Annotated in this window: 17 protein-coding genes; 8 read left to right on the top strand and 9 right to left on the bottom strand. The window is 41.9% G+C overall.

Going from position 1 to position 23,515, the window contains the following annotated elements; genetic code table 11:
* Positions 1–646: 646 nt before the first annotated feature.
* On the top strand, positions 647–1,864 hold the full coding sequence (locus BLS59_RS23390) for a site-specific integrase (RefSeq protein WP_091153151.1): 1,218 nt from the start codon (positions 647–649) through the stop codon (positions 1,862–1,864).
* Positions 1,865–2,030: 166 nt separating this feature from the next.
* On the opposite strand, the gene BLS59_RS23395 is transcribed toward BLS59_RS23390, so the two are convergent.
* Positions 2,031–3,188, bottom strand: coding sequence for a cysteine desulfurase family protein (locus BLS59_RS23395; RefSeq protein WP_091153153.1), 1,158 nt, complete (start codon positions 3,186–3,188; stop codon positions 2,031–2,033).
* A gap of 120 nt (positions 3,189–3,308) precedes the next feature.
* Between BLS59_RS23395 and BLS59_RS23400 the strand changes: the two genes are divergently transcribed.
* Genes BLS59_RS23400 through BLS59_RS23420 form a run of 5 tightly spaced genes read left to right on the top strand, consistent with a single transcriptional unit; the run spans position 3,309 to position 13,077 of the window.
* Complete coding sequence (locus BLS59_RS23400; RefSeq protein ID WP_091153155.1) at positions 3,309–4,247, top strand: DUF4007 family protein; 939 nt, start codon at positions 3,309–3,311, stop codon at positions 4,245–4,247.
* Positions 4,248–4,271: 24 nt separating this feature from the next.
* Entirely contained in the window at positions 4,272–7,697 is a 3,426-nt protein-coding gene (locus BLS59_RS23405; RefSeq protein WP_143014223.1) for a hypothetical protein, read from the top strand.
* A gap of 2 nt (positions 7,698–7,699) precedes the next feature.
* Positions 7,700–10,039 (top strand): sensor histidine kinase, encoded by a 2,340-nt coding sequence (locus BLS59_RS23410; RefSeq protein ID WP_091153159.1) that lies wholly within the window; start codon positions 7,700–7,702, stop codon positions 10,037–10,039.
* Between the two features lie 12 nt (positions 10,040–10,051).
* A complete protein-coding gene (locus BLS59_RS23415; protein WP_091153161.1) occupies positions 10,052–12,226 on the top strand; it encodes a hypothetical protein in 2,175 nt (724 codons plus the stop codon).
* Positions 12,227–12,261: 35 nt separating this feature from the next.
* Positions 12,262–13,077 (top strand): phosphoadenosine phosphosulfate reductase family protein, encoded by an 816-nt coding sequence (locus BLS59_RS23420; RefSeq protein WP_091153163.1) that lies wholly within the window; start codon positions 12,262–12,264, stop codon positions 13,075–13,077.
* A 41-nt stretch (positions 13,078–13,118) separates the two neighbouring features.
* Here BLS59_RS23420 and mobC read toward each other — a convergent pair whose 3' ends face one another.
* From mobC to BLS59_RS23440, 4 genes are all read right to left on the bottom strand, one after another.
* Positions 13,119–15,098, bottom strand: coding sequence for a conjugal transfer protein MobC (gene mobC, locus BLS59_RS23425; protein ID WP_091153164.1), 1,980 nt, complete (start codon positions 15,096–15,098; stop codon positions 13,119–13,121).
* A 27-nt stretch (positions 15,099–15,125) separates the two neighbouring features.
* Positions 15,126–16,382: a relaxase/mobilization nuclease domain-containing protein gene (locus BLS59_RS23430; RefSeq protein WP_091153167.1), complete on the bottom strand. Its 1,257-nt coding sequence runs from the start codon at positions 16,380–16,382 to the stop codon at positions 15,126–15,128.
* Positions 16,370–16,762, bottom strand: a complete 393-nt coding sequence (locus BLS59_RS23435) for a plasmid mobilization protein (RefSeq protein ID WP_091153169.1) — start codon at positions 16,760–16,762, stop codon at positions 16,370–16,372. The genes BLS59_RS23430 and BLS59_RS23435 overlap by 13 nt, the downstream gene beginning before the upstream one ends.
* Positions 16,763–17,019: 257 nt before the next feature.
* On the bottom strand, positions 17,020–17,937 hold the full coding sequence (locus BLS59_RS23440) for a toprim domain-containing protein (RefSeq protein ID WP_091153171.1): 918 nt from the start codon (positions 17,935–17,937) through the stop codon (positions 17,020–17,022).
* Between the two features lie 144 nt (positions 17,938–18,081).
* Here BLS59_RS23440 and BLS59_RS23445 point away from each other — a divergent pair, with 144 nt between their 5' ends.
* The gene (locus BLS59_RS23445; protein WP_091153173.1) at positions 18,082–18,366 is read left to right on the top strand and encodes a hypothetical protein; all 285 of its coding nucleotides are present in this window, start codon (positions 18,082–18,084) and stop codon (positions 18,364–18,366) included.
* 44 nt (positions 18,367–18,410) lie between these two features.
* Here the strand turns inward: BLS59_RS23445 and BLS59_RS23450 are convergent, their stop codons facing one another.
* Positions 18,411–19,367 (bottom strand): exonuclease domain-containing protein, encoded by a 957-nt coding sequence (locus BLS59_RS23450; RefSeq protein WP_091153175.1) that lies wholly within the window; start codon positions 19,365–19,367, stop codon positions 18,411–18,413.
* Between the two features lie 138 nt (positions 19,368–19,505).
* On the opposite strand from BLS59_RS23450, the gene BLS59_RS23455 reads away from it, so the two are divergent.
* A complete protein-coding gene (locus BLS59_RS23455) occupies positions 19,506–20,129 on the top strand; it encodes a hypothetical protein (protein ID WP_091153177.1) in 624 nt (207 codons plus the stop codon).
* Positions 20,130–20,175: 46 nt separating this feature from the next.
* Here the strand turns inward: BLS59_RS23455 and BLS59_RS23460 are convergent, their stop codons facing one another.
* From BLS59_RS23460 to BLS59_RS23470, 3 genes are all read right to left on the bottom strand, one after another.
* A complete protein-coding gene (locus tag BLS59_RS23460) occupies positions 20,176–21,105 on the bottom strand; it encodes an HNH endonuclease (protein WP_091153179.1) in 930 nt (309 codons plus the stop codon).
* 78 nt (positions 21,106–21,183) lie between these two features.
* A complete protein-coding gene (locus tag BLS59_RS23465) occupies positions 21,184–23,097 on the bottom strand; it encodes a DUF2075 domain-containing protein (RefSeq protein WP_091153181.1) in 1,914 nt (637 codons plus the stop codon).
* The gene (locus tag BLS59_RS23470; protein WP_091153183.1) at positions 23,094–23,423 is read right to left on the bottom strand and encodes a nucleotide pyrophosphohydrolase; all 330 of its coding nucleotides are present in this window, start codon (positions 23,421–23,423) and stop codon (positions 23,094–23,096) included. Before BLS59_RS23470 ends, BLS59_RS23465 begins: the two co-directional genes overlap by 4 nt.
* Positions 23,424–23,515 lie beyond the last annotated feature (92 nt).

Genomic DNA, 23,515 nt, shown 5'->3' on the forward strand with positions numbered 1-23,515 from the left:
TTTGACCAGGGCGTTCTGGGAGGCCTGACCAGGTATTCCGGGGCAAACTGACCATGCAACACTCGTAACAGTCAGTCGTCTAATAAAAGATACACTTGAGATTCCAATTTGGAATCTCAAGTGTATCAAATGCGATGCCTATTTATTATGATATTAAAGCCGATAAGTTAATGCGATTCGCTTTGCTGGATTAATTCATTTAAGCTCTAATCTGGAGAATTCACTGATATTGTTAATTAACGAACAGTGACCATAAGAATAGGCGTTGGTGTTGATGGAGCTTACAGTTGCGGGACAGTCTCGGATGATCAGACGTTACCACAATTTTAAATTGAAAGGCCTTCAAAAAATGTTAAAAGAGGTATTAGGGGTTCGATTTTAAACCCGCCCAGTCCGCCAAGTACATTATCAAAAATGCAAAAAGCCTTTAAATTTCAAATTTAAAGGCTTTTTTGTTTTCCGGACACTGCCGGAATTGCCAAAATTGTCAGTATTAAGTCGCGTGATAAGTGCGTTGCACCATTTTCGGAAAAAGTGACGCACGAATCTTAAAGCAAGTGATTGACTGACAGCCTGTTCATGTGATGTACATCTTGATTATCCGACGCTGCATTTCGAATTTTGTTTTACCATTAAATTATTCGACATGTTAGAAAAAAGTTTCGGATTGCTGTTTTTTTTAAAAGCATCAAAAAGTCAGAGCGTCCCGAACCTGCGGACCGTGTATTTAAGAATTACCGTTGACGGCAATTCAAAGGAATTATCTACCAAAAGGAACTGGCCCCAATCACGCTGGAGTCAGTCAGCCGGGAGGGCAACTGGTACAAAGGAGGACGTAAAATCACTTAACGCATACCTCGACCTGCTTGCCAGTCAGGTTTACCAGGCCAAACTCAAGCTGATTGAATCACAGAAGCCGGTGACAGCTGAAGCACTTAAAAACCTGATGACAGGAGAAGGGGATAATAAACACATGATCCTTGAGGCATTTAAACTCCACAACGAGCAAATGAAAGCTCTTGTCGGAACGGAGTTTGCGCCAGCAACATTAATGCGTTACAAGACCGCTTATGCCCATACTAAGGCCTTTGTAAAATGGAAGTACGACAAGGAGGACTTTGACATTAACGAACTGAATTATGAGTTTGTCTCACAGTTTGCTTTTTGGCTGAAGTCTGAACGTAAGTGTGCTCACAATGCTACCGTAAAATATATCGGCAATCTTAAAAAAATCGTACTGGAGTGCATGAAAAAAGGATGGCTGGTGAAAGACCCCTTTGCTAATTTTAAAACAAATAAAAAGGAAGTTCACCGGATCGCGCTTACGAAAGAAGAACTGAAGGCTATCGCTAACAAAAAATTCGGTGTGGAACGCCTGAACTACGTCCGGGATATATTTTTGTTTAGCTGCTATACCGGACTTGCCTACATTGATGTATATCAGCTAAGGCGTTCAGACATCATCACTGGTGTCGATGACGGGCAATGGATCATAACTACCCGCCAGAAAACAGAATCAGCAACCCGCATTCCGCTATTGCCGCAGGCACTGGAGATCATGGAAAAATACAAGGATGATGTCCGTTGCGCAGCAAGGGGTTTGGTTCTACCCGTACTCACTAATCAAAAAATGAATTCTTATCTGAAAGAGATTGGCGACAGCTGTGATATTTCCAACGCGCTGACATTCCATATTGCCCGTCATACTTTCGCCACTACAGTAACTTTAAGTAATGGAGTGCCTATTGAAACCGTCTCTAAGATGTTGGGCCATAAGTCCCTAAAACAAACTCAGCAATACGCTAAAATTGTAGACTTGAAAATCAGCGAAGATATGCAACGGCTACGCGATAAGCTCCAATAAACTATTTAAACTATTAAAAGTGTATATTAGAACTGGTCACAACTTGTGGCCAGTTCAATTTAAAAGTTTGATGTAACGTATTTTAAGCTATCTAAAACCGGGGGAATAGAACTTAATAATGTTGAACTGTTATGATGCATGGCCGATATGATTGCAAATCCTTTGTTTAAAAATTATCAATAATTCTAGAAATTTTCGTGTAGGCTTTAATGATTTCTTCTGCTGCAAAATTAGTTTGATCCAAGGTATTAAATCGTCCGAAGCCAACACGGATAGTATTAAAAGCCGCTTCAGAGGAGATGCCTAATTCAGTAAGAACTCTTGACGGCTCAATACTTCCGGATTCGCAAGCTGATCCAGTGCTCATAACTAAATCAGGGAGATTGCCTAAAAGCATTTCCGCATCGACGTTGGGAAAGGTTATATTACTATTATTTGATAGTCTATTATTTTTTGCGCCGTTAATAATCAGGCCAGATATTTTCTCAACTAATATTTTCTCAAAAAGATCCCTTAATTGCATAGTTTTGCTGTTTTCTTTATCAAAACACTCATTTAACAATTGGCACGCGGCTCCTAATCCGACAATTAGTGGAACTGGCAACGTTCCAGGTCGGATACTTCCTAGCGCCCCACCTCCAAACATAATAGGGTTTAGTAATCGTTTTAATCCATCTTTTATCCACAATATACCTACGCCTTTAGGACCATAAATCTTGTGGCCACTAAAAGACAAGAAATCTATACCCAGTTCATCCACATTTACAATGACCTTGCCAATACCTTGTGATGCATCACAATGAAAAAATGCACCACTACTTTTCGACAATGCCGCAAGTGCCGCTAATGGCTGAATCGTGCCAATTTCAGAATTGGCTAACTGTACAGATATTAGATAGGTATTATCATCTATGATTTTCTCTGCCTCGGTAAGATCGATTAAGCCAGTATCATCAACAGGCAGATAATCAACTACCCAGCCCTGGGTCTCCAAATAAGCGATTGGCATTAGCACCGCTTTGTGCTCTATCCGAGTCGTAACAATTTTATTTTTTTTACCGGTTTTCTTTAGTCTATTGTTGGTGATGCCAATTATTGCAAGGTTAATGCTTTCTGTAGCACCAGAAGTGATGATAATTTCTTCTTTGCGGCCTCCAATAAGCAAACTGATTTGCTCCGTTGCCTTGTTAACAGCTTCTGCAGCAGCCAAGCCAAAATGATGATCACTAGACGGATTGCCGTAATTATCGGTAAAAAACGGCAACATCTGCTCTACAACTCTTGGGTCGCAAGAGGTCGTTGCATGATTATCTAAATAAATCATCCTTATATTTGTTAGATTATTTTATAAATAGGCCGAAAATAAAGATTATTTTTGATAGCTTGGGCTGGAGCAATTGCTTTCTTTTGTTTCAGCTCCGGAGCCTTATTACACGTTTATTGCATGAAATTTAGATTTTCAGGACACGAAAGTTTTCCTTGCCGCTATACATGGTTGCCTAAAGCTTACCAGGCTATCTCAACTGATCCTGAGATTTTCTCAAATGATAATGCAGCCATGGTTACGTTGGGCGTTGGGAAAAACATGGTAAAATCCATCCGTTTTTGGATACAGGCATTTGGTATTGCTAAACCGGCTACTGGCCAACCCGGTTTAGAACCAACTGAATTAGGCCATTTAATCTTTGGCCCCGACGGTTTCGATCCTTTTTTGGAAGATACGCAGACCCTTTGGTTACTGCACTATAAGCTATCAAGTATTAAAGATGACCCCTTATTTGCATGGTATTTTTTACTTTATCGCTGGTCAAAACCTCAATTTTCCCGCTCAGAGGTGTTAAGCCAATTTACAAAAGAATCTGAACAAATGGAACGTCCGTTGGCCGATTTTACCAAAGATCAGCATTTCGATATATTCCTCCATAGTTATGTGCCGGTTCGATCAAAGAAAACTAACGAAGTACTTGAAGATTCTCTAGATTGCCCCTTGAATGAGTTACAGTTTATTTTACCAGGCGGCGAAAGGCTGTCAGACGACGGCGGACGACTAGAGCCGCTATATGAATTTAACAATGAAAATGGGCAGCAGATTTCAGACCAATTATTTGTCTATTGCCTTTTTGATAATTGGCGCAATTTTCATGCAGCGGAACAAACGATTTCCTTTCGTGAAATTTCATCATCACCTTGCAGTATTGGGCAGGTTTTTCGGCTAAATGAACCGGAATTGCGTAATCGTTTAGAGCATATTAGTGCTGTTTCAGCAGGTTTGTTTGAATTCGTCTCGTCTGCTTCCGTACCTCGTTTAATAAAGACAGGCGAATTCAGTGATCAAACACAACAAACGTTGCTGAATACGATGTATAGAAACATCGCCGTTTAATATATACCTAATTAGTACTAAAAAGTGAGTGAAACTCAAGTAATGAATATTTTTAAAACGCATCCGCGCTATTTGAGATCAACAAATCTTGAAAGAGATTGGCACGATCCGGAAGTGTTAAGTAATTATGTCATCACCCCGCAAAGCCGAGCTTCCTTTGAAAAGATAAATTTAGGTTTGAAACCACAATCCGGGATGAGGGCATGGCGTATTACCGGTGACTATGGTTCCGGTAAATCATCTTTCGCCCTGTTCGCTGCAAACCTTCTTGATCAAAGAAATGAAGATTTTCTGCCAGGAGGTGAAAAATTGTCTTTAAGCACGGTAAAGCAACGTATTATCCCTTTACTGATTACCGGCCATCGCGGTTCACTCGCATTAGCTATTTGCAATAGTGTCCTAGGTTACCTTGTTGAATTCCATCAAGGAATGGCCATAACCATTGAACTTCAAGAATTAATTGCCACTAAGATAACCTTAACAGATGCGATTGTCATACAGTATGTTAAAAAGCTGCATGAGGTTATTGTCCAGAGCAAAAAAGCAGCAGGAATTGCTATTTTTATTGATGAAGCAGGAAAGTTTCTTGAATACGCGGCTTCCAGATCCGAGCAGGAAGATATTTATCTACTACAATCCTTAGCGGAACTAGCATCGCGTAGCGGAAAACATCCAATAGTCATAGTAACGATACTGCATCAAGGTTTAAATGCCTACGCAGAACGTTTGTCAAAAGGACAACAGCGCGAATGGGAAAAAATCGCTGGAAGGTTTGAGGAGGTTTTATGGCACCATCCACTTGACCAGGTAGCCATGTTAATTGCTCATTCCACCAATGTCGATATGGATGCCATTCCATCGACCGCAAAGTACCAAGCTGTAATATCGATGAAAAATGCGATCAGACTGGGGTGGTATGGATACAATGTAAATGCAGATCTTTTAACTGAGCTTGCACCAAGGTTATACCCACTTGAACCAACAATTATCCCTGTATTGGTTCGCGTGTTTACATTATTTGGTCAAAATGAGCGATCACTATTTTCTTTTTTATTAGGTTCAGAAGATTTTGGGTTGCAAGAATTTGTGCTTAAAACAGAAGGACAGCAATACTTTAGACTATATAATCTTTATGATTATGTTAAAGCAACATTTGGTGCAAAACTTCCGAGCTTAAGCTATTACTGGAAAGCTATTGATGAAGTCGTTAATATTTTTCCACCAGAAAAAATTATCGAATTACAATTGCTAAAGACTATAGGGTTAATAAATCTGATCAATTCAGATGCGTTGATACCGTCAAAGGAATTGATATTGGCAGCCGTCGGAACAGAACAAGGGGATATACTTGACGAACTTAAAGCTAAACAGGTAATTTATTACAGGGGGCATGCAGGTGGTTATTGCGTTTGGCCGCATTCAAGTGTTAATATTGAAGATTGTTACCAGCAGGCTATATTGGCTTTGGGACCGCCAGCTAAGGACATCAAAAATCAACTTAAACAAAAACTATCAACAAGACCGCTGGTTGCTCGTAGACATTATATCGCAACCGGCAATTTAAGGTATTTTGAAATTCAATACGTCGATGTGAATTACCTAAAGGCTGCTGTTGAGCGACAGTTTGAAGCAGATGGACTGATTGTTGTACCGCTTTGCGAAACACAAAATGATGTTCGATCAGCTACAATAGTCGCTGTATCTGATGAAAGCCAGCAGCTGAATAATGTTATCATTGTTGTTCCCGCAGCGCTGAATTACCTATCTGAATTCTTGGAAGAAGTCAGGCGTTGGGAATGGGTAGAACGGTCTGTTGGAGAGTTGAGACATGACCGTTTCGCACGGGAGGAAGTATCCCGTAAATTGGCCGCAGCTAGCCTGGAGCTACAACGTCACTTACAAAAATCTATTGGGCTTAATGCATTTTCTGACGAAAGTGAACTTGCGTGGTATTTTAAAGGTGAAAAACAGTTAGAGGTAGTTAATGGCAGAAGTGTGATGGGTTTTTTATCGGACATTTGTGATGCTACCTACTTTTTAGCACCGAAAATTCACAATGAACTGGTTAATCGCCGTGATCCATCTCCCGCGGCCACATCAGCTCGCTTACGCCTTTGTGAACGCATGTTTGAATATTCAAACATGCCTTATTTGGGGATGGACAGTGAAAAACATCCACCTGAAATGTCAATGTATCTTTCGGTGTTACAAGCCGCCGGCTTACATAATATCTCCCAGAATGGCACATGGGAGATTAGTTTACCTCAAACAGATTATGATGCGCTCAATTGCAATGTGATTCCAGCTATGCGCTGTATCGACCATTTATTGTCAAATCGGTATAACGAAAGAGTCCCGGTAACTGAAGTATTTAACGCTTTACAAGCGCCACCGTTTGGAGTTAGAAATGGTATGATTCCAGTATTATTAGCGGTTTTTATTGTAATTAACGAACAAGCCGTTGCAGTATACGAAGATGGTTCTTTTATTCCTCGTATCACTGGCTCTAACTTTCTTCGGCTTATCAAAGCACCGGAAACCTTTGACATTCAATATTACCCAATTAGTACGTTACGCACTTCCTTGTTCAGTAAACTTGTTCAGGATCTTGGCTTCGATACTATTAATCGGGCCGACATTAACCTCTTGGACGTGGTTAAACCGCTATTTGTATTTATGAGTGGGTTACCCGAATATGTAATGAATACGACCAGTTTAGATCCACGTACACAAAAGGTACGTGGAATACTACGTGCAACACGTGATCCTATTAAGCTTTTGTTCACTGATCTGCCTATAGCCACAGAAATTGGAGAGCTCAAAGGCGACTTTTTCGATGCGGAAATCATTAATGATTTTTCTGCAAGGCTTAAAATGGCTATCGACGAAATGCGTGCCAGTTTTCCTGCCTTATTACGTAGGTTGCTTAATGATCTCTTGCGTGAATTTGATCTTAATGGAACCTTCGAATCAAATCGAGTAGCATTAGCTGACCGCGGTAGAGCTTTAGCTCCTTTTGTTACTGAAATTAGGTTAAAAAGTTATTGTCTTCGGTTGGCGGACCTTAATTTAAATGCCGATCAATGGGCAGAGTCGTTGTCTAATTTAATTTGTTCAATGCCGGCAAATAAATGGCGCGACCGAGACATGTATAAATTCGGACAGGAGATACACCAACTGACTCAGCAATTTCTTCGTGTGGAGGCTACGGTATATGATAAAACTAACCGTCCTGCCGATACCCGATCTGTTCGCGTCTCTCTTACTAAGCCAGATGGGCAGGAACGTGATCAGGTCATTCACTTGACTGCCGCTGAAGCTGAGGCAGCAGATACATTGGAATTTGAACTGCAAAAATTGCTAAGTTCGCAAGGCCAGGTAGGAATTGCTGCGGCATCGTCTTTGTTGTGGAAAATGCTATCTGATACGCAAAAACCAAACCTTACTTAACTATGCATTTCAAAATAACGGCGAGAACGATACTTCAATTGGGCTCAGAACTAATTAGTTCTGATGCAATCGCGTTTTATGAGTTAATAAAAAACGCCTTTGATGCCGGTTCGAAAAGAGTCGAAGTGAGGATTGTTAAGCGCCTTGAGCATTCCTTTATCCAAGACTGTTTTGCGACTATAGAAGAAAGAGTTGAAAAAGAAGAGTATTTTGAAGATGAAGATGTAGTCTATTATAAAAACCTTATTCTTAAAAACACCTTGTCGGAATATTATAATCCCGACCTTTTTAAAAAGAGGCTCAATAGAGTTGAAAATATCGATGATATCATTCACTTGCTGAAGAAAGCGAATTACATCTTATTCAAGGATCAGGGACAAGGCATGTCGTTAGAAGACCTGGACGAGATTTACCTAACCGTAGGTACCACTAACCGAAAAAAACAACGTGAACGCGACCCCAATCCACAGCGACCGATCTTAGGAGAAAAAGGCATCGGCAGGCTTTCTGTTATGCGATTGGGAGATGAAGTAAGAATTGAAACTACTCAAAACGGCGATTCATATTTTCAGGAATTAGAAATTGACTGGGAGGAGTTTGCTGACCGAGCGGAAGAATTATTGGAGTCAATTCTGATTGAACCCAAAGTTGGAAAAGAGAAAGAGGACGTGTCTGAGCACGGGACAAGAATTTTTATCTATAATTTGAAAGGGGATTGGACCGCCAAGAAACTTCGGGAGATCGCAGATACCCAATTAACAAAGTTCATAGATCCTTTCGAAAAAAAACACCGCGATTTCATTAAGCTTTGGTTTAATAATGATGCGATCGTTTTAGGGAATATTGATAAAAAACTTTTTGAGTATGCTCACGCATTTGCAAATGCACGATTAACGTTCGATGATCTTGGGCAACCTGAATTTACAGGTGAAATTACATATCGCCTTTATAACAGGACCAAAAATTTTACATTGAGCGGAACCCACATGGCAAGTGTCCTTAATAATCCCAGGTATATAGAATTATTGAAGAGCTTAGGACCATTTCAGTCACAGCTTTATTGGTATAATCGGCAACTGCTCACAAAGAAAAATGGTGTATTGGAGTTTCAATATATCCGTTCATTGGTAGATAGCTGGGGTGGAGGGTTAATGTTATATCGAGATGGTTTTCGGGTGAACCCATATGGTGGCCCCAACGATGATTGGCTGGGATTAGATCCCATTGCACTTGCCTCTCAGGGTTACAAGCTTAACCGAAAGCAATTCGTTGGTAAAGTCGACATCTCCTCTTATGGAAATAGCATGTTGATTGATCAGACTAATCGAGAAGGGCTACGGGAAAATAATGAAAAGCAAGCGCTTGTATCGTTGCTGCAATATATGATCCAAGAACAGATAAGGCCATTTATGGATGATGTCAAAGAGCAATATCAACGCGACGAATCCGTACTCAACTTAAATGACATTGAAAATCGAATAGAACAGGGACAGATCCAGGTAAGAGATGCGGTTAACTTGCTTAAAAAGAAATATCCTGAGATTGAGAAAGAGAAGGAGGTGCTCAACGTCATTGAGACTGTGCTAAAAGAAAGTAAGGAGTTGTTCAATATTGCCAGACTATCTTCTAAAGCACTGGAGACGAGGTTGAAAACAACGATTGATTTAGCTGGATTAGGGTTAATGGTTGATGTTATAGGACACGAATTGAAGCGGTCCACAGAACATGCGTTAAGCACATTGGGCGATATCGACGAATCATCACCAGGAGAGATCGATGGCTTACTTTCCACCCTGCGGACCCAACTGAAGACTTTGAAAACCCGACTTGCAGTAATTGATCCATTGGGCCCGGCAGGCAGGCAGCAGAAGGAAGATCTGGATTTAAAAAAGCTACTACGGGATATTATTGAAAGCCATGACGCACAATTCCAGCGGCATCAAATAGACTTTTCATTAGTAGATGACAGCAAAAATGAAAGATGGCCTATCCGTGCAGTTCCTGGCATGATCGTTCAGATCATCGAAAATCTCTTCAGTAATTCGGTATATTGGATAAAGCAACAGCAAAGGATCGACCGGAATTATCGTCCGAAAATTATTATAGAATTAGACAGGATCAATAATACAATTTCATTTTGTGATAATGGGCCCGGTATACCGGCTAGTCAAAAAGAGGAGGTATTTAAACCCTTTTTTAGCACGAAGCCCCCCGGAGATGGTAAAGGACTTGGTTTGTATATTTCCAAGGAGATCGCACAGTATCACAAGGCAGATCTATTTTTATTAGATGACAAACAACGCAGTAACCTACACACATTCATATTAAGCCTAAATAATTAACCAACCTTATTTATGACAACCTTGCCACAAGAACTCGAAGTGGAAACCGTGCCTCGGCCGAAAGCATTGATCATTGATGATGCCTTTGATAACGTCCATCTTTACGAGGTCTCGCTAAATAATTTCAAAGAGTACTATCAGGAAAAAGAGACTGATTTGGTACCTGTTTTAGAAAGTCTCGGATTACCTTCACCAGAAGAGAATTTTTGGGATGATGACGAGGAGCAGTTGTTAGGATATTTAAATAAGCTTTGGGAAAATATCAATGATCGGCCATTGCGCGAAGTCGTTCGCCATCCCAAGCTATTTGCTACAAAGCTGGAGAGGTTGGAAGATTTGGAAAGCGTTTGTCTCAATATTGAGAGTCAAGAAATCGATATAGAAAAATTGCCTTCCACACACGATTTTTCCGATCTTACAATTATTGCCGAAAATAAATTTGTGTACATATTCATTGATTATAATCTTGGAGTGACGCCGGGTGACGCCGCGGTTAATAAAGCAAAAGAAGTGGCGCGTCTCATTTACGATAAATGCGAAGATCAGGATCAAAAGCCGATGACCATTCTAATGTCATCGGACTCTAGCGTCAAAGAGCTTAAAGACGAATTCAAAAAGGATTCAGGTCTCGTCGAAGGTGTTTTTCGATTCACACCGAAAACTGACTTAAAAGATAAAAGCAAAATAACACTATTAGCCCGGGCTTACGCTGAAGAATTTTTTTGTAACCATATGCTTCAAGATTACATCCAGTCATTGATCGCTGCAGCCGCAAAAGCGCAAGAGGATTTTGCGACAGGAGTGCGCATGCTAATGGTTGAAGATTATGCATTCATACAAGATAGCATCTTACAAGATCAGCAACAGCCGTTAGGTGATTATTTGGCTTGGTTATATGGCTCATACTGGACACATTTATTAGTTACCAACCAACCCCTGAAAGAAAAGCAGGAAAAGATCGATCAAATAATTTCAAAGAAAAAACCGCTTCACCATTCGCTACCAACACCCGAATTGTCTGATATCTTTATGAAGGCATTATATGAAACAGAATTGGGCGAGTTAAAGCAACACCCTTGGGTCGGGATTGAGGCCGGTGTTGCCTCCTTACCTTTTCTCCACTTAGGAGACATCTTTACCAAGCCTAATGAAAAATCAGTCTTCATGGTGTTAAACCCACAGTGTGATCTCGAACGGCCTGACTGTAAAAGTAATGATTTGAGTATTTTGTTATTACCAGGAAAGCTGGAAGTGCTAGATACCATATCCCAAAAAGATGCTAAAACGGACTTTTTTGTTTTCGAGGGAAATTCTTACCGCATTAATTGGAATTTCAAACAATTTATTACTGTGCCATTACAAGGTATTGAGAGTTGGATAAAGCAAACAGGTTTTGAACGGAATTTACGTTTGAAGGAGCCATTTGTGCTAGATATCCAACAGCAGTTTTCGTCGCATATTTCAAGAGTGGGTTTACCGGTATCGCCTCCATTTTCAACTAATGTTATCATTCGGGTCAGATATAAAAATTTTGATAGTACTGTCAACGATGATTTTATTCCTCGGTCGGACAAATTTGCATTTTTACCCATTACCCGAAAAAAAGAAAACATTCGCTTTACATTGAATTTTGCGTTAGAGTTCAAGTCGGCATTAGTGGCGGAAGTTGCGGTATTAACTAAGATTCTAAAAGCTGAAACTGATGAAAAAACCATCGCTAATATTAAGGCAATTTTGGAAGCTATAGAAAACTTTATTCCTGCTTATGATAAATGGTTTTTTGACAATAGGGCAATACCTTATCCAGAGGCGAATAAAATCAAGCCATTAAGAAACAAAGTGTTAGCAGTTACCTTGGATTCCAAGGCTGAATATTCTGCGCAGGTGCCATTTATGCTTGACATTATAACACAATCCGCAGCTGCAATCGAAATTGAGGCGGAAGTAATTCCTGAGAAGGCAATGCAACCAGCTGAAATAAACGTGCGGGCGATAGAAAGTCATGAAGTCGCTCCTAGTTTAGATGTTTTGACAGACAAAATTACTGACGGGGACGTTGAAGTAACACAAGCTTTGGTTGCCGGGATAGCTTCCTCCGAACCTTCAAAGTCACAGGATTTAAATGAGATGGATGCTGAACCGAAGCAGGATAATAGTCATTCAGAAAAAAACAGCTCGAATAAATAGAGATTTTGACGAAGTGTTATGTAAATTTGAGGTAAATGGGAGAAATACGTCATATATTAAGTTTATCAGGAGGAAAGGATAGTGCAGCATTGGCAATATATCTTCGAGACCGTATTCCTGATATGGAATATGTATTCCATGATACAGGGAAAGAATTGCCTGAAACTTATGAATACTTGGGGCGACTGGAAGCGATTTTAGGTAAGTCGATACATAAGAGCACCGTGGAAAACGGAGATTTTATTGGGTTCGATCAGCTTTTGAAAGTTTACGGAGGTATGTTGCCGTCAAATCACCGCCGATGGTGTACGCGCATGATGAAATTGAAACCATTTGAACGCTTCATCGGTAGTGATAAATGTTATAACTATGTTGGGTTACGTGCCGATGAAGACCGTACTGGTTATATTAGCCATAAACCTAATATCATACCAGTATACCCATTTCGCGAAGACGGATTAGTGAAAGCTGATATTATAAATATTCTAGAAGAATCAAGCTTAGGAATGCCCCCATACACTGATTGGGGAAGAACACGCTCAGGATGTTTTTTCTGTTTTTATCAGCAAAAAATAGAATGGGTCCGATTAAAGGAGACGCATCCCAATTTATTCGAAGAGGCTAAAGCTTATGAGAAGCCTGGAAAAAATGCTACAACAACCTTTTACTGGTGCGGTGATGAGTCGCTGGAAGAATTAGAAAAGCCGGAGCGAATTGAGAGGATTAAGAACGATTATGAAATAAGTAAGGCGCGAAAAAAAGCTAATTCTAGTAATAAAAGTTTAATGAATATTTTAGGGGGAACTGACGATTATGAAAGCAACGAAGGCTGTTTAATTTGCCAGCTTTAATATTATTAATTATATAGCCTTTCGGTAACCAAAGCAGGTTTTTATTGTTTTATTATGAGGTGTGTGAGTGCAGGATCACTGAGCAATCGTTCCATTTCTGACTGAAATATGTCCTGCACGTCTTCCCTGATCTGACTGTAATTCCGTTGCACAATGGCATTGTCGATTTTGCGGACGAGAGGTATGTTCTGATAACTATCTTCTTCTTTTTTCAATGCATCATGGTCATTGATGATCTCGCTATGGAATGTTTTTAGCCCTATTTTTTCATCCGGGTTATCAGCTACCATGCCTACAAACTCACCACTTGAAAGTGAGGCGATCTTGCTGGCCGGAACCGCCGATTCCAGTTGTTTGGATTTGCTTACCGAGGTATCCTGCCTGTTGATGGAGAGGCTTTCCCTGTCCTGCATAATTTTGCCGAACCGCTCTGATAACTGTTTGGAGGTATCACCGGTTACCTGGCCGCTAATAATATTACCGGTGATATTCATAATGACATCGGCCTGTTCCTTGCCGTAATCTTTCCGCAGCTGGCTGAAATCCTGAATACCCAGACAGGTAGACACTTTGTTGCTGCGGGCGGTAGCAATCAAGCTGTCCATATTGTTGAGATAAATAGTTGGAAATTCGTCAAAAATGAGACTGCACTTGAGTTTACCTTTCTTGTTTACCAGCTTGACAAGCCGGTTTACATACAAGGATAATACGGCGCCATAGATCTGTATCTTTTGAGGATTATTGCCGGCGCAAACGATTTTGGGCTCTTCCGGATTGTTGATATCCAATGTAAAATCATTGCCGGACAATACGTAATACAGCGAGGGCGAAGAAAGTCTGGCCATAGCCACCTTAGCGGCGGCGATCTGGCCTTCCAGCTGATCTACGGCATCATGCAGAAAGGCATTCACAAAGGGGTTGATCAGTACTTCGATTTCCTTTTCAGTACGCAGCAGCGTAAAAAGCTGTTCGTATTCGAGCTGCATCATTTCAATGACGTGTGGCAGCGTACAAAACTCACCGCCCTTGTGCCTTTTGAGATACCAGATAATAGCTGTCAGGAAATTGATCGGCGACTCTACAAAGAAGTCACCCTGCCGCTTGATCCATTCCCTGTTCAGACCCATCAGAATAGTGCGGGCGGATTCCGCCGCATCAGTAATATCCAGCATAGCGGACGGATCCAACGGATTACAGCGGTGACTTCTGCCCAAGTCATCGAAATTGATCACGTAAAACCGGGGGACTACCTGATAGCCGGACTGGTTATTAAGCCAGGTATTATAGACAATCCGAGACAAATCATCAAACTTGAAGTCATAAACGAACATGGCAAATCCTTTTTTGATGTGCTGGGTAATCACATGCCGGATTACAAAATAAGACTTGCCCGAACCTGGACTGCCGAGCACAAGCAGCCCGCGGAAAGGGTTAATAAAATTGATCCAGCTGCTCCGTATTTTTGTTTTAAGCCGGTACCGCGCAGGCAGGTTGATCGAGTACTCATTTTCGATCAGCCGTTCCTCCTGAGGAAAAGTTTCATTTTCAGTGTTGAAAATATCATTGGCTAGCTTATCCCGGATGATCCGCGATAACATCGTGCCACCGCTTAACAACAGCAGATATCCTGTTCCGGTGATACCCATATAAAGACCAGCAAGTACTGTTATTTTTATCTCAATCAGCAAAATCAGGTAGCTGATGAAGTAAAAGAATAAACCGGTCAGCATATAAACAAGTGCTGTTTTGTAATTCTGCTGTTCATCCTTTTTTCCCCTGACACCGATCAGGGCAATAGTCAGGAAGGCCAGCGCTATAAATTTCGATTTATGAAAGCTGCTGAACAGCCCGGTCCGGACAATATTACCCAGTATCCGGTCTGTAAACAATGCCACAAGGTGCCATTTATAGAAGGCGCTGTAACATTCCTTATAAAAATGCAATGCCAGAACTACCAGACTGATGAGTCTGGTCATATCCAGAATTTTGCGCATTGCCTGATCGTTTTCTCCTGTTGACATGTTTCCCTCCCTGGTAAATTAGATTGATCAGTCCGGCTGAATTTTCTGCCGTTTTCTTTTTTTTCGTTTACGTTTCAGCTCCCAGTCCATCCGTTCCGGCTGGCTGTCCGGAAGCAGCAGCGCTTCGGCGAAGTCCCTGATATGCTGGAAGGCATTACCAGTGGTTTCGTCTCCGGCCCGGCGTATGTCCGGTTCCAGTTTAGTCTTTTCTGATTTGCCTGTATATGCCGGTGTTAAACCGCAACGTTCCTGGATAACTTTAGCGCTATACGGCTTACCTAAAGCACTGCCGTTAAAAACGCATTGCGTCCGGTGATCGACGTATGTTATCCCGTATATGATACCTTCGCTGTTTTCCCTGATGATGGTATCAATGCCCTCCTTTTTTAAAGCACCGGTAAATGCAGGCAATGAGCGCTGACCGTACAGCAGGCAAAGATCAATGGTGTTTTTTATCCGGGCTTTATGTGGTTCCTTGCGGCCTGAATTCTGAACGAACCTTTCTTCCAGAACCTTCAGCGTAGGTTTACTGAAAAACAAACTGGCTTTGATGGGCACACCCACCCGCTTACCCTGCTCATCCAGCAGTCTGTACAGTAATCCCTGATGCTGAAAAACCCGTGAATTTTCGTCACCCCTGTCAGCCGCAATATTATACAGGCGCAACACAGCATTCAGCTCCGGCAGCGAGGCATATTTATATTGTGGTATAACAGATTGCAGCACATTGCTGATGGCTCTTTTGGTTTCCGCCTTGCCATACTGCACCTTTTGCGCATTGACCGGCTTCAGTTTATAAGCACGCAGAAGCTTGCTGTCTTCTGCCCTGACGAGTCCGAACCGCAGCTCTGTAAATTTCCTTGCCGGATCGGAAAAATCTTTGCCGAGGTTATGCAGGGCTATCCGCTTTCCATCCGCCCTGATATTTGTCGTCACCAGGTGCACATGGGGGTGCCCGCTGTCCAGGTGTTCATACAATAAATAAGGCTGACCGTCGAATCCCAGCTTATCCATATACACTCCGGCAATTTCCCGCAGCTGGTCTGCGGAGAGTTTTTCAGCGGGGTCAAAGTTCAGCGAAATATGGACACTGTTTACCGTAGTTTGCTGATTCAGCTCCGTCAGTTTTTCGAGCCTCAAAAGCTTTTGCTGAAACGTAAGATCAGCGGGGTCCTTCGGATAAAAAGCGGCATCAATGCAGATGGCCACGCCCGCTTTCACCTTTTGTTCATTGTAGTTTAAAATATTGCGCAGACTGCTGCTGGAATGAATCACTGCAACCATTGATCACTGATTAAATTGATCCGGATTTTGATCTCTTCCACCCGTGCAAAAAGGCTGTCCCTGTCATGTTCAAATGCCTCGATCCAGGAGGTCATTTGCGGGACGTAATCCAATGTATGCAGGCGGTGCACGGCCTGGTTAATATTGACGCCGATGGCATTGAGTTCCTTTCTGAGCTGAACCAGTTCAGCTACCAGATCATCCAGCGACTGGTTACGGGAATAGGTTGTTACAGCCTTGCCGAATAGTATTCGTCGCACAAATTCGCTAAGTCGCCGGATCGTACTGTTTTTCCAGTTCTTTTCAACCGCGCCGTATTCTTCCGTTGTCAGGCGCAGACCGATGATCCGGGTTCGGCCTGTTTTTTTCTCCTCTGTCACTTTCCTCCCCTTTTTACACTATCTGTCTGCAAAAGCAGCTTTCTCCTCCCGACCCCGACTCCGGAGAGGGGCGGCAAGATTCCGGTTGTTGTTAAACAACCGTACATCTTGCCGATTGCGGATGAGGCAATCTCGCCGGTACGCTTTCAGTCAGTGTTCTGTATGATCTGAACGCTGATCAAAAAAGGCGTTCAGGCAAACCTGACAACACTAAGCCTATTACTGATGAAGAGAAAAAGATCGCAGCCGCCTTGGCCTTAATGATCAATTTTCTGCCTGAGCTGGCTTTTTTGTACGGTGCTGCTGCTGGTCAGCCAGTCATTCAAATCTTTATGTTTACTATATAATTGACTTTCGTCGCAGTAATTTTTACCAAGCGACAATGCAAATTTCGTATACTCTTTTCCTGTGGCATCACGATCCAGCCAGAGCCTGATGGTATCATGCCGCTCCATAATTGGCCTGGCTTTTTCAAAAAAAGCAGCACCGTTCAAAATAACAAAATCAGTATTTAATACAGGCTGTTGCAACTGCATCGTTTGCCAGGAGAGGAAGTCCATAAAACCTTCAAATACCTGCACTTCACCGGTGCTGTTGCCAATGGTCGTAATGTCTTTTGGTGAGCTGCTTTGTTTAACGTAACTGTTACGGATTTCATAACCTCCGGCATCATTTTTGAAACCTATGCCATAGTAATTCCGGCCATCCATTTCATACGTAACCTCGCAGCAGAACTGATCAGCGATCATTCGCGGTATATGCCGCTCATGCAGGTAATTAATAAGCGGGTAGGAAAACAAAGGCTTTTCACCCAGCACTGTTATTTTTTGCTCACGATCTTTAATAAAACCGGGGTCAAAGACCGGCCTTTCTATAGTCTGCACGAGACGCGGTTCAGCATTTAATTTATCCATCAGTTCCCTGACCGTGCAATTGAAATACCGCAGTCCAAAATCAATGAGGTTCCCTCCTTTGCCCAGCCCAAAATCAAACCAGCGGTTCTTTACCCGATTGACTTTGAAGCTGGGTTCACCTTCAATTCTCAGCGGTGACAGATACCAGTAATCCATGTCTTTTCGGATCTTTTCCGGATGGTATCCCAGACCTGCAAGATATTGCACCATGTCGAGTTCCTTAGCCTGCTGCAAGGAGAGTTTTCCGTTTCTTAAATCCATATGGCCTCCTTCCGGGTGTTTATCATATTAAGAGCAAAGCTATAAGGTGAAAATTCATTTGCCAATCCTCACCATATTTTGATGAGGATCGTCTAAGTTCTGCGAATTAATTTTACCGGAGTTTAAAACCATAAAATCATCAGTATGACAACAAGTGAAGTAGCAAAAGTCTATGATACTGTACTCAGTATTCCGGGCATGAACGAGGCGGTGAAAATTGATGTTAAAGTAAACCGGAAAACAGTGCTGTTATTAAACAGCGTCATTGAGCGGGGCCTAACCGCAAAAGATGCTGAGCAGTCGCAGGGACTTCTGGAAGTAATACCCAAAGAAACCATAGATGAAATCAAAGCCTTCGGCGAAGAATGCCTGAATAAAGCCGGGCTGAAAGAACTGAGTGAAAAGATGAAAGGCCTGCACGCCAAATAAATTAAACTGGCTCCCTGCAAGCATCAGGGAGCCATAATTAGTCATCAAGTTAGCTGGGTTTCGAACGTTATTTTATCCCACTTTCCGTCTACACTTTTTAGAAAGTCGTCTTCTGAAAGGATTTCCAGGTCAGCGCCTGTATTTACCATGGCGATAGCTTTCTTTTGTTTGGAACTCATGCCATCTTCACCGACATAGCGGTAGTCCTGATGCCCGACGATTAAGTAATTGGTATCCCTGGTTACTCCATCTGTTATTCTGCCGCCAATAGTTAACACGATCTTTTGCGCAAACGACCTTTCCATCGATGATAATTTACCAGTAAAAACTACATGGCGCTGGTAGAAAGGAGAGTCTGCATCGTGATGAGATGTGTTATCGGCAACGGCAGAGAAATCAGGCTTTGCATAGGTCCGTAAGGTCCGGCATGGTCTGTAGCTGGCTGCCGACAGGTTACCTAGATCCAACCTCGATTTTACCCTCAGGCCATCGTGATCGACGATATCAAGTTCCATTAATCCGATTAAAATAAGTTCGGCGGTAGCCTTTGAATCAGCTGCTGCGCGATGGTGATCGAATTGAATGTGGTGTTGGTTGCACAAGGATTTGAGATTGTAAGAAGAAAGACCTGTCCAGATATTTTTGGCCATGATATAACTACAGGCATAGGTGATATTAGGATACGGCAGATCGTATACATCCAGTGTTTTACGAAGCACACTAAAATCAAAGCTCGCGTTGTGAGCAAACAGAAGTTTACCCTCTATCAAGGGATGAATTTCCTTCCATATTTCATTAAACTCTGCGGCATGGTCGACCATATCGGGCGTAATACCGTGAATTAAAATATTAAAGTAATCAAAGTTTGGGTAACAGTGCGGCTTGATAAGCCAGGATATTGTTCTGATGATTTGATTATTCTCTACGAAAGTTAATCCAATTTCGCAGGGCGAACTGCGGTCGGCAGCTGCCGTTTCAAAATCAATAGTGACGAAGTCCATGTGGTTAAAGTTTAAGTTGTTAAATTATTTGTGGAAATAATCTTTTTTAAATATAAGAAAGTGCAGCACATCTAAAGGCAGTTGAAAACAATTAAATTAATGAAATTTGCCATGACTACATAAACAAACGACCAACCTATGAATCCGATTTTTTCCCGAAACGATGATATCGATAAGATAGCATTCTTGAACTGGCGAATTTCTTACGACGAAGAAATCCGCAACCTGCTAAATATGGCCGACGGGTTTATGCTCTCTGCTATACGCGTAGCTCGCATGTGTTTGATTAATAACGGTGATAAGAGCGCTGACATTTTAATTTTCCCAATATTGACCAATGCGAATCATGGAATCGAGCTGTACTTAAAAGGGATTATGTGGACACTTCATAAATTGATGAAATCCGATATGAAAATTGAAGGCAGCCATAATATCAAACAGATCTATGAAACCGTCAGTGCTAAAATAAAAGTGTATAAAGGACAGATCAGCCATAAAGAATTCAAGAATGCGACAGCTGATTTGCGCGCTTATATAGGTGAGCTATTCAACAAGATCGAAGCTACACCTCAAAAAGACAAGATGGATTTTTCCCGTTATCCGTTTAATAATAAGTATGAAAACCATTTCTATGTCGACATAGTAGGTAATGTGGAGGTTGATCTTGAAAACTTTGTTACAAGGTTTGAAGCTATTAAACAAACACTGGAAAATATAGCGGACTTTTTGATTTACCAAGAACTTTACAAGGATCCAGAATGAAAGCTTGTAAGCTTTGTAAATAAAGCGTTGCCGGCTTGATCGTGTACTATTTGTCTTTATAAATGAACTCGCGATGAAAGTCGAGATAGTGTCGCTGCTGAGGATTAAAGTTCCCGACGTTATTTGGACTGAGCCGCCAAAAACCAACGGTTGGATCGGTGATCGGAGGCATGGCCCATAGCACATCGCCATTGTCTTTAAAAGACAACCAGCCTTTATCAAATAAACAATCTACATGCGGACTCAGCAGTAAACCATTATTCCCGTCCAATTTTTCCGGGTTATCTGAAAGGCGCCAGGGTTTAATATGACTGGCGATTAAAAACTTGAAGTCAGTTACCCCTGTTAAGCGGCATCCTTTTTCGATTTTGAGTAAGCGTTGCCGGTAGATCCCCTGACCAATGCGGGCCTTGATAAGTTGCATTTTTTCCGTTTCGCGGATAGGTGCCGCTGCAATCGCTTTTTCCTCAGCATTGGTCACCAGCCGGCTTTGCACATCGTCCAAGCTGTCCACTACATCGCCGTTTGTCCTGGCAATTATACCCAGTAGCATCTCGCCTAAGACCGGGGAAATTTCCGCTAAATAAATGCTTTGATTACCATTGCCGTTCTGCTGTAAAGGGGAGTGTTTAACTGGCAACAGATGCTGAAACTGTTCGATGACCGATTTAGGAGGTAAGGGTTGGTCAAGCTCAAGCCAAAACACTTTAACCAGATAGCCCTCTGGGTTCCATTGTTCGCCGGTCTTTCCAAACTCATTTGGAACATCAGAAGCAACACAGCCCGCCTCAATGATTCCAACCGCTTTAATTAGTGTATGAGCGTAAGATAAGATGATATCACCTGGCCTGGTGAGGGTCATATTGAAATAGCCCTGGTTATAGTTTCCAAGCTTATTGGCCTTAGGCGACCAAATATAGCCGCCGCCGAGCTCCTTTTTAACAGTTTGCTTGTGATTGACCCACCAGAATTTCATATGCTCTTCAATCTAATAATTAATTTTAATGACATCATCGCCTGAGCCACGCAGTATCTAATGATCGGTGTTTATTGATTATTCTAATATAGCCGAAGCTGTTAAATCGCTGGGCTTTATTCCTGCTAAACTTATGCTCGTTAACAATTGTTTAAAGTATTGTTGAGTCTCCTTGTCGACGCAATAAATATAACACCCTTTCATACCACGGGACATTAGCGTACGGTAGGTGTTTTTAATGATTTGGTCTAATAGTTTCTTTGTTTTTACAGGATTTTCTTTGAACATTTGCTTCTTACCATATGTTGCGGTATCATCACTGGCCCTTTTGAATGCGTCGGTAATAACTACCCCATCGCGTACGATCAAATCCGGGCCAATAATTACACCAACATAATCCACTTCCAGGCCCTGGCTAGTATGTATACAGCCAACCTCGCTAACAGACTCCGGATTCATAATCCAAAGCATGCCGTCAGTTCCCAGATTCCATCGCATGGCAAAATCATGCTCCGGTATCGTTATATCCATAATTGAGGGGTCTTTTTTACTGAGCCATTTCCAACAAATGCCGGCCAATAAACGGGCTTTATTCCGTTCCTTATTCTTTTCATAAATAACGTCACGGAGATTATTGGGGTCATCAAAAATTCTAAAATCATAGTCTCTGTTATCCAGAACGGTGTTGGCGGTATCTCTGATCTGGAGTGTGTTGTCCAGCCAAGCCAGGTATCCGTCTGAACCTCCGCAGCGAAACTGGGACGTCAACTCCATGGTGGTCACTTCTGCGTTATAAAAATTTGCCCATTTGCGGATTTCGTCGTCGGTGCCAATATCATGCATGGTAACCTTTTGGTCTTCGTCTAAAAAGAACACCGCACATTTAGAGGAGTTGATAATTTCCTTGATCTGGTTTTCTCCCATATTTTTAAACATGCCGGATTTCTCATTCAACCGGTGGGCTTCATCCACGATCAGGACATCATAGGCATTGGTTTTTGTATCGGTAAAAGCCCCTGATCCTTTAAAGAAATTAGAGATTTCACTCTTCTTCATAGAACCGGTCAGCTTACTTTCATAGACTACTCTGGGCGCTGAGTTACGGGTAACATAAGAGGCAAATAAACCTTTCTTTGATAACTTGGCGAGCAGATTAATTGCCACCACTGACTTTCCTGTACCAGGCCCCCCATGAACAATGAGTACATTCTTAGCGGAGGCGCGGGAACCGGTGGCTATGGCCAGGGCTTCTTCCTGCACCATTTTCTGCGCATCGATCATCACGAACTCTGAATTGCCTTTTAACATCGAATTGATGTTATCGGCCAGAGCCTTTGATGGACGAATACGTCCATTTTCAATTCTTAAGATCAAATCTCGCTTATCACCATGCTTGATAAATGACGCGATAAACTCCCTTAATTCAATCTTATCATCTTTGCAGAACACCGGTGCCTTAGCAATGTATTCGCTGTAGAACGGATGGGTAATAACCGATATATCCTTGCAGTTATGCAGATAAGCGCAGGGCTTTAGCTGGATATTTTCCGTGTAGACTGTTTCATTAAACCCGTAGAGAAGCGCGGAATAAGACCAGGCCTGGTAGCTGGGATGCAGTTCGTCACTCACACCTTGTTTGAACCGGGTACGTACCATCGCATCTTTAGTCGTGATTTGAATATTATCCCATTGTTTTAGTTCAACCAGCACCGCATGTTCGGTACCTGCCAGATCCTGCCCGGAAACAATAAAATCAATGCGGTTCCCCGTACGCGGAATATTATATTCAATTGCAATGCCTGCATCACTCGGAATTTTATCGGAGCGCAGGATGTTGGCCATGTACAGGAGCGAATTTTGCCAGGAACGGTATTCACTGTCACCAACCTTACGGTGTAACTTAGTATGCACGTTCTCTCGAACAATGTCTTCGATTATAAAGTCTTCAATATCCGTGAGAAACTCACCTTTGGACTTTTTATAAACGATCATAGTTCGGTATACTTTTTAGCATTGCCCTTGGCTTTGTGGGCGGGATATTTATCTGCGTTTTTATTGATTTTATCCTGTATGATATCAGTAATAGATAGCTGGTGTTTTTCAGCCAAAAGCAGACAATAGGATAGTACATCGGCCAGTTCATCCTTCAATTTCTCTTTGGATACATCCTCGTTACCTTTCCAAAGAAAAAGCTCAAGTAATTCACCAGCCTCAATCGACACCGCCAGTGCCAGGTCTTTGGAATTGTGAAATTGCTGCCAGTCTCGTTCGTCACGGAATTGGATAAGTTTTTTAGTGAGTTCGGCTATTTCTGACATCTTATTGCTTAGCTTAATAAACGGAAACTCGCGATTAAAGACCAAAGTTACAAAATTTTAACAGACCGTTTTGTAGCTTAAAACAGTTCAAA

The organism is Mucilaginibacter pineti (genome assembly GCF_900101875.1).
Taxonomy (GTDB): Bacteria; Bacteroidota; Bacteroidia; order Sphingobacteriales; family Sphingobacteriaceae; genus Mucilaginibacter; species Mucilaginibacter pineti.

Excerpts from the sequence above, each read along its gene's own strand:
- BLS59_RS23390 (WP_091153151.1), top strand. The coding sequence starts at position 647 with ATGTTAGAAAAAAGTTTCGGATTGCTGTTTTTTTTAAAAGCATCAAAA.
- BLS59_RS23395 (WP_091153153.1), bottom strand. The coding sequence starts at position 3,188 with ATGATTTATTTAGATAATCATGCAACGACCTCTTGCGACCCAAGAGTT.
- BLS59_RS23400 (WP_091153155.1), top strand. The coding sequence starts at position 3,309 with ATGAAATTTAGATTTTCAGGACACGAAAGTTTTCCTTGCCGCTATACA.
- BLS59_RS23410 (WP_091153159.1), top strand. The coding sequence starts at position 7,700 with ATGCATTTCAAAATAACGGCGAGAACGATACTTCAATTGGGCTCAGAA.
- BLS59_RS23415 (WP_091153161.1), top strand. The coding sequence starts at position 10,052 with ATGACAACCTTGCCACAAGAACTCGAAGTGGAAACCGTGCCTCGGCCG.
- BLS59_RS23420 (WP_091153163.1), top strand. The coding sequence starts at position 12,262 with ATGGGAGAAATACGTCATATATTAAGTTTATCAGGAGGAAAGGATAGT.
- mobC (WP_091153164.1), bottom strand. The coding sequence starts at position 15,098 with ATGTCAACAGGAGAAAACGATCAGGCAATGCGCAAAATTCTGGATATG.
- BLS59_RS23430 (WP_091153167.1), bottom strand. The coding sequence starts at position 16,382 with ATGGTTGCAGTGATTCATTCCAGCAGCAGTCTGCGCAATATTTTAAAC.
- BLS59_RS23440 (WP_091153171.1), bottom strand. The coding sequence starts at position 17,937 with ATGGATTTAAGAAACGGAAAACTCTCCTTGCAGCAGGCTAAGGAACTC.
- BLS59_RS23445 (WP_091153173.1), top strand. The coding sequence starts at position 18,082 with ATGACAACAAGTGAAGTAGCAAAAGTCTATGATACTGTACTCAGTATT.
- BLS59_RS23450 (WP_091153175.1), bottom strand. The coding sequence starts at position 19,367 with ATGGACTTCGTCACTATTGATTTTGAAACGGCAGCTGCCGACCGCAGT.
- BLS59_RS23455 (WP_091153177.1), top strand. The coding sequence starts at position 19,506 with ATGAATCCGATTTTTTCCCGAAACGATGATATCGATAAGATAGCATTC.
- BLS59_RS23460 (WP_091153179.1), bottom strand. The coding sequence starts at position 21,105 with ATGAAATTCTGGTGGGTCAATCACAAGCAAACTGTTAAAAAGGAGCTC.
- BLS59_RS23465 (WP_091153181.1), bottom strand. The coding sequence starts at position 23,097 with ATGATCGTTTATAAAAAGTCCAAAGGTGAGTTTCTCACGGATATTGAA.
- BLS59_RS23470 (WP_091153183.1), bottom strand. The coding sequence starts at position 23,423 with ATGTCAGAAATAGCCGAACTCACTAAAAAACTTATCCAATTCCGTGAC.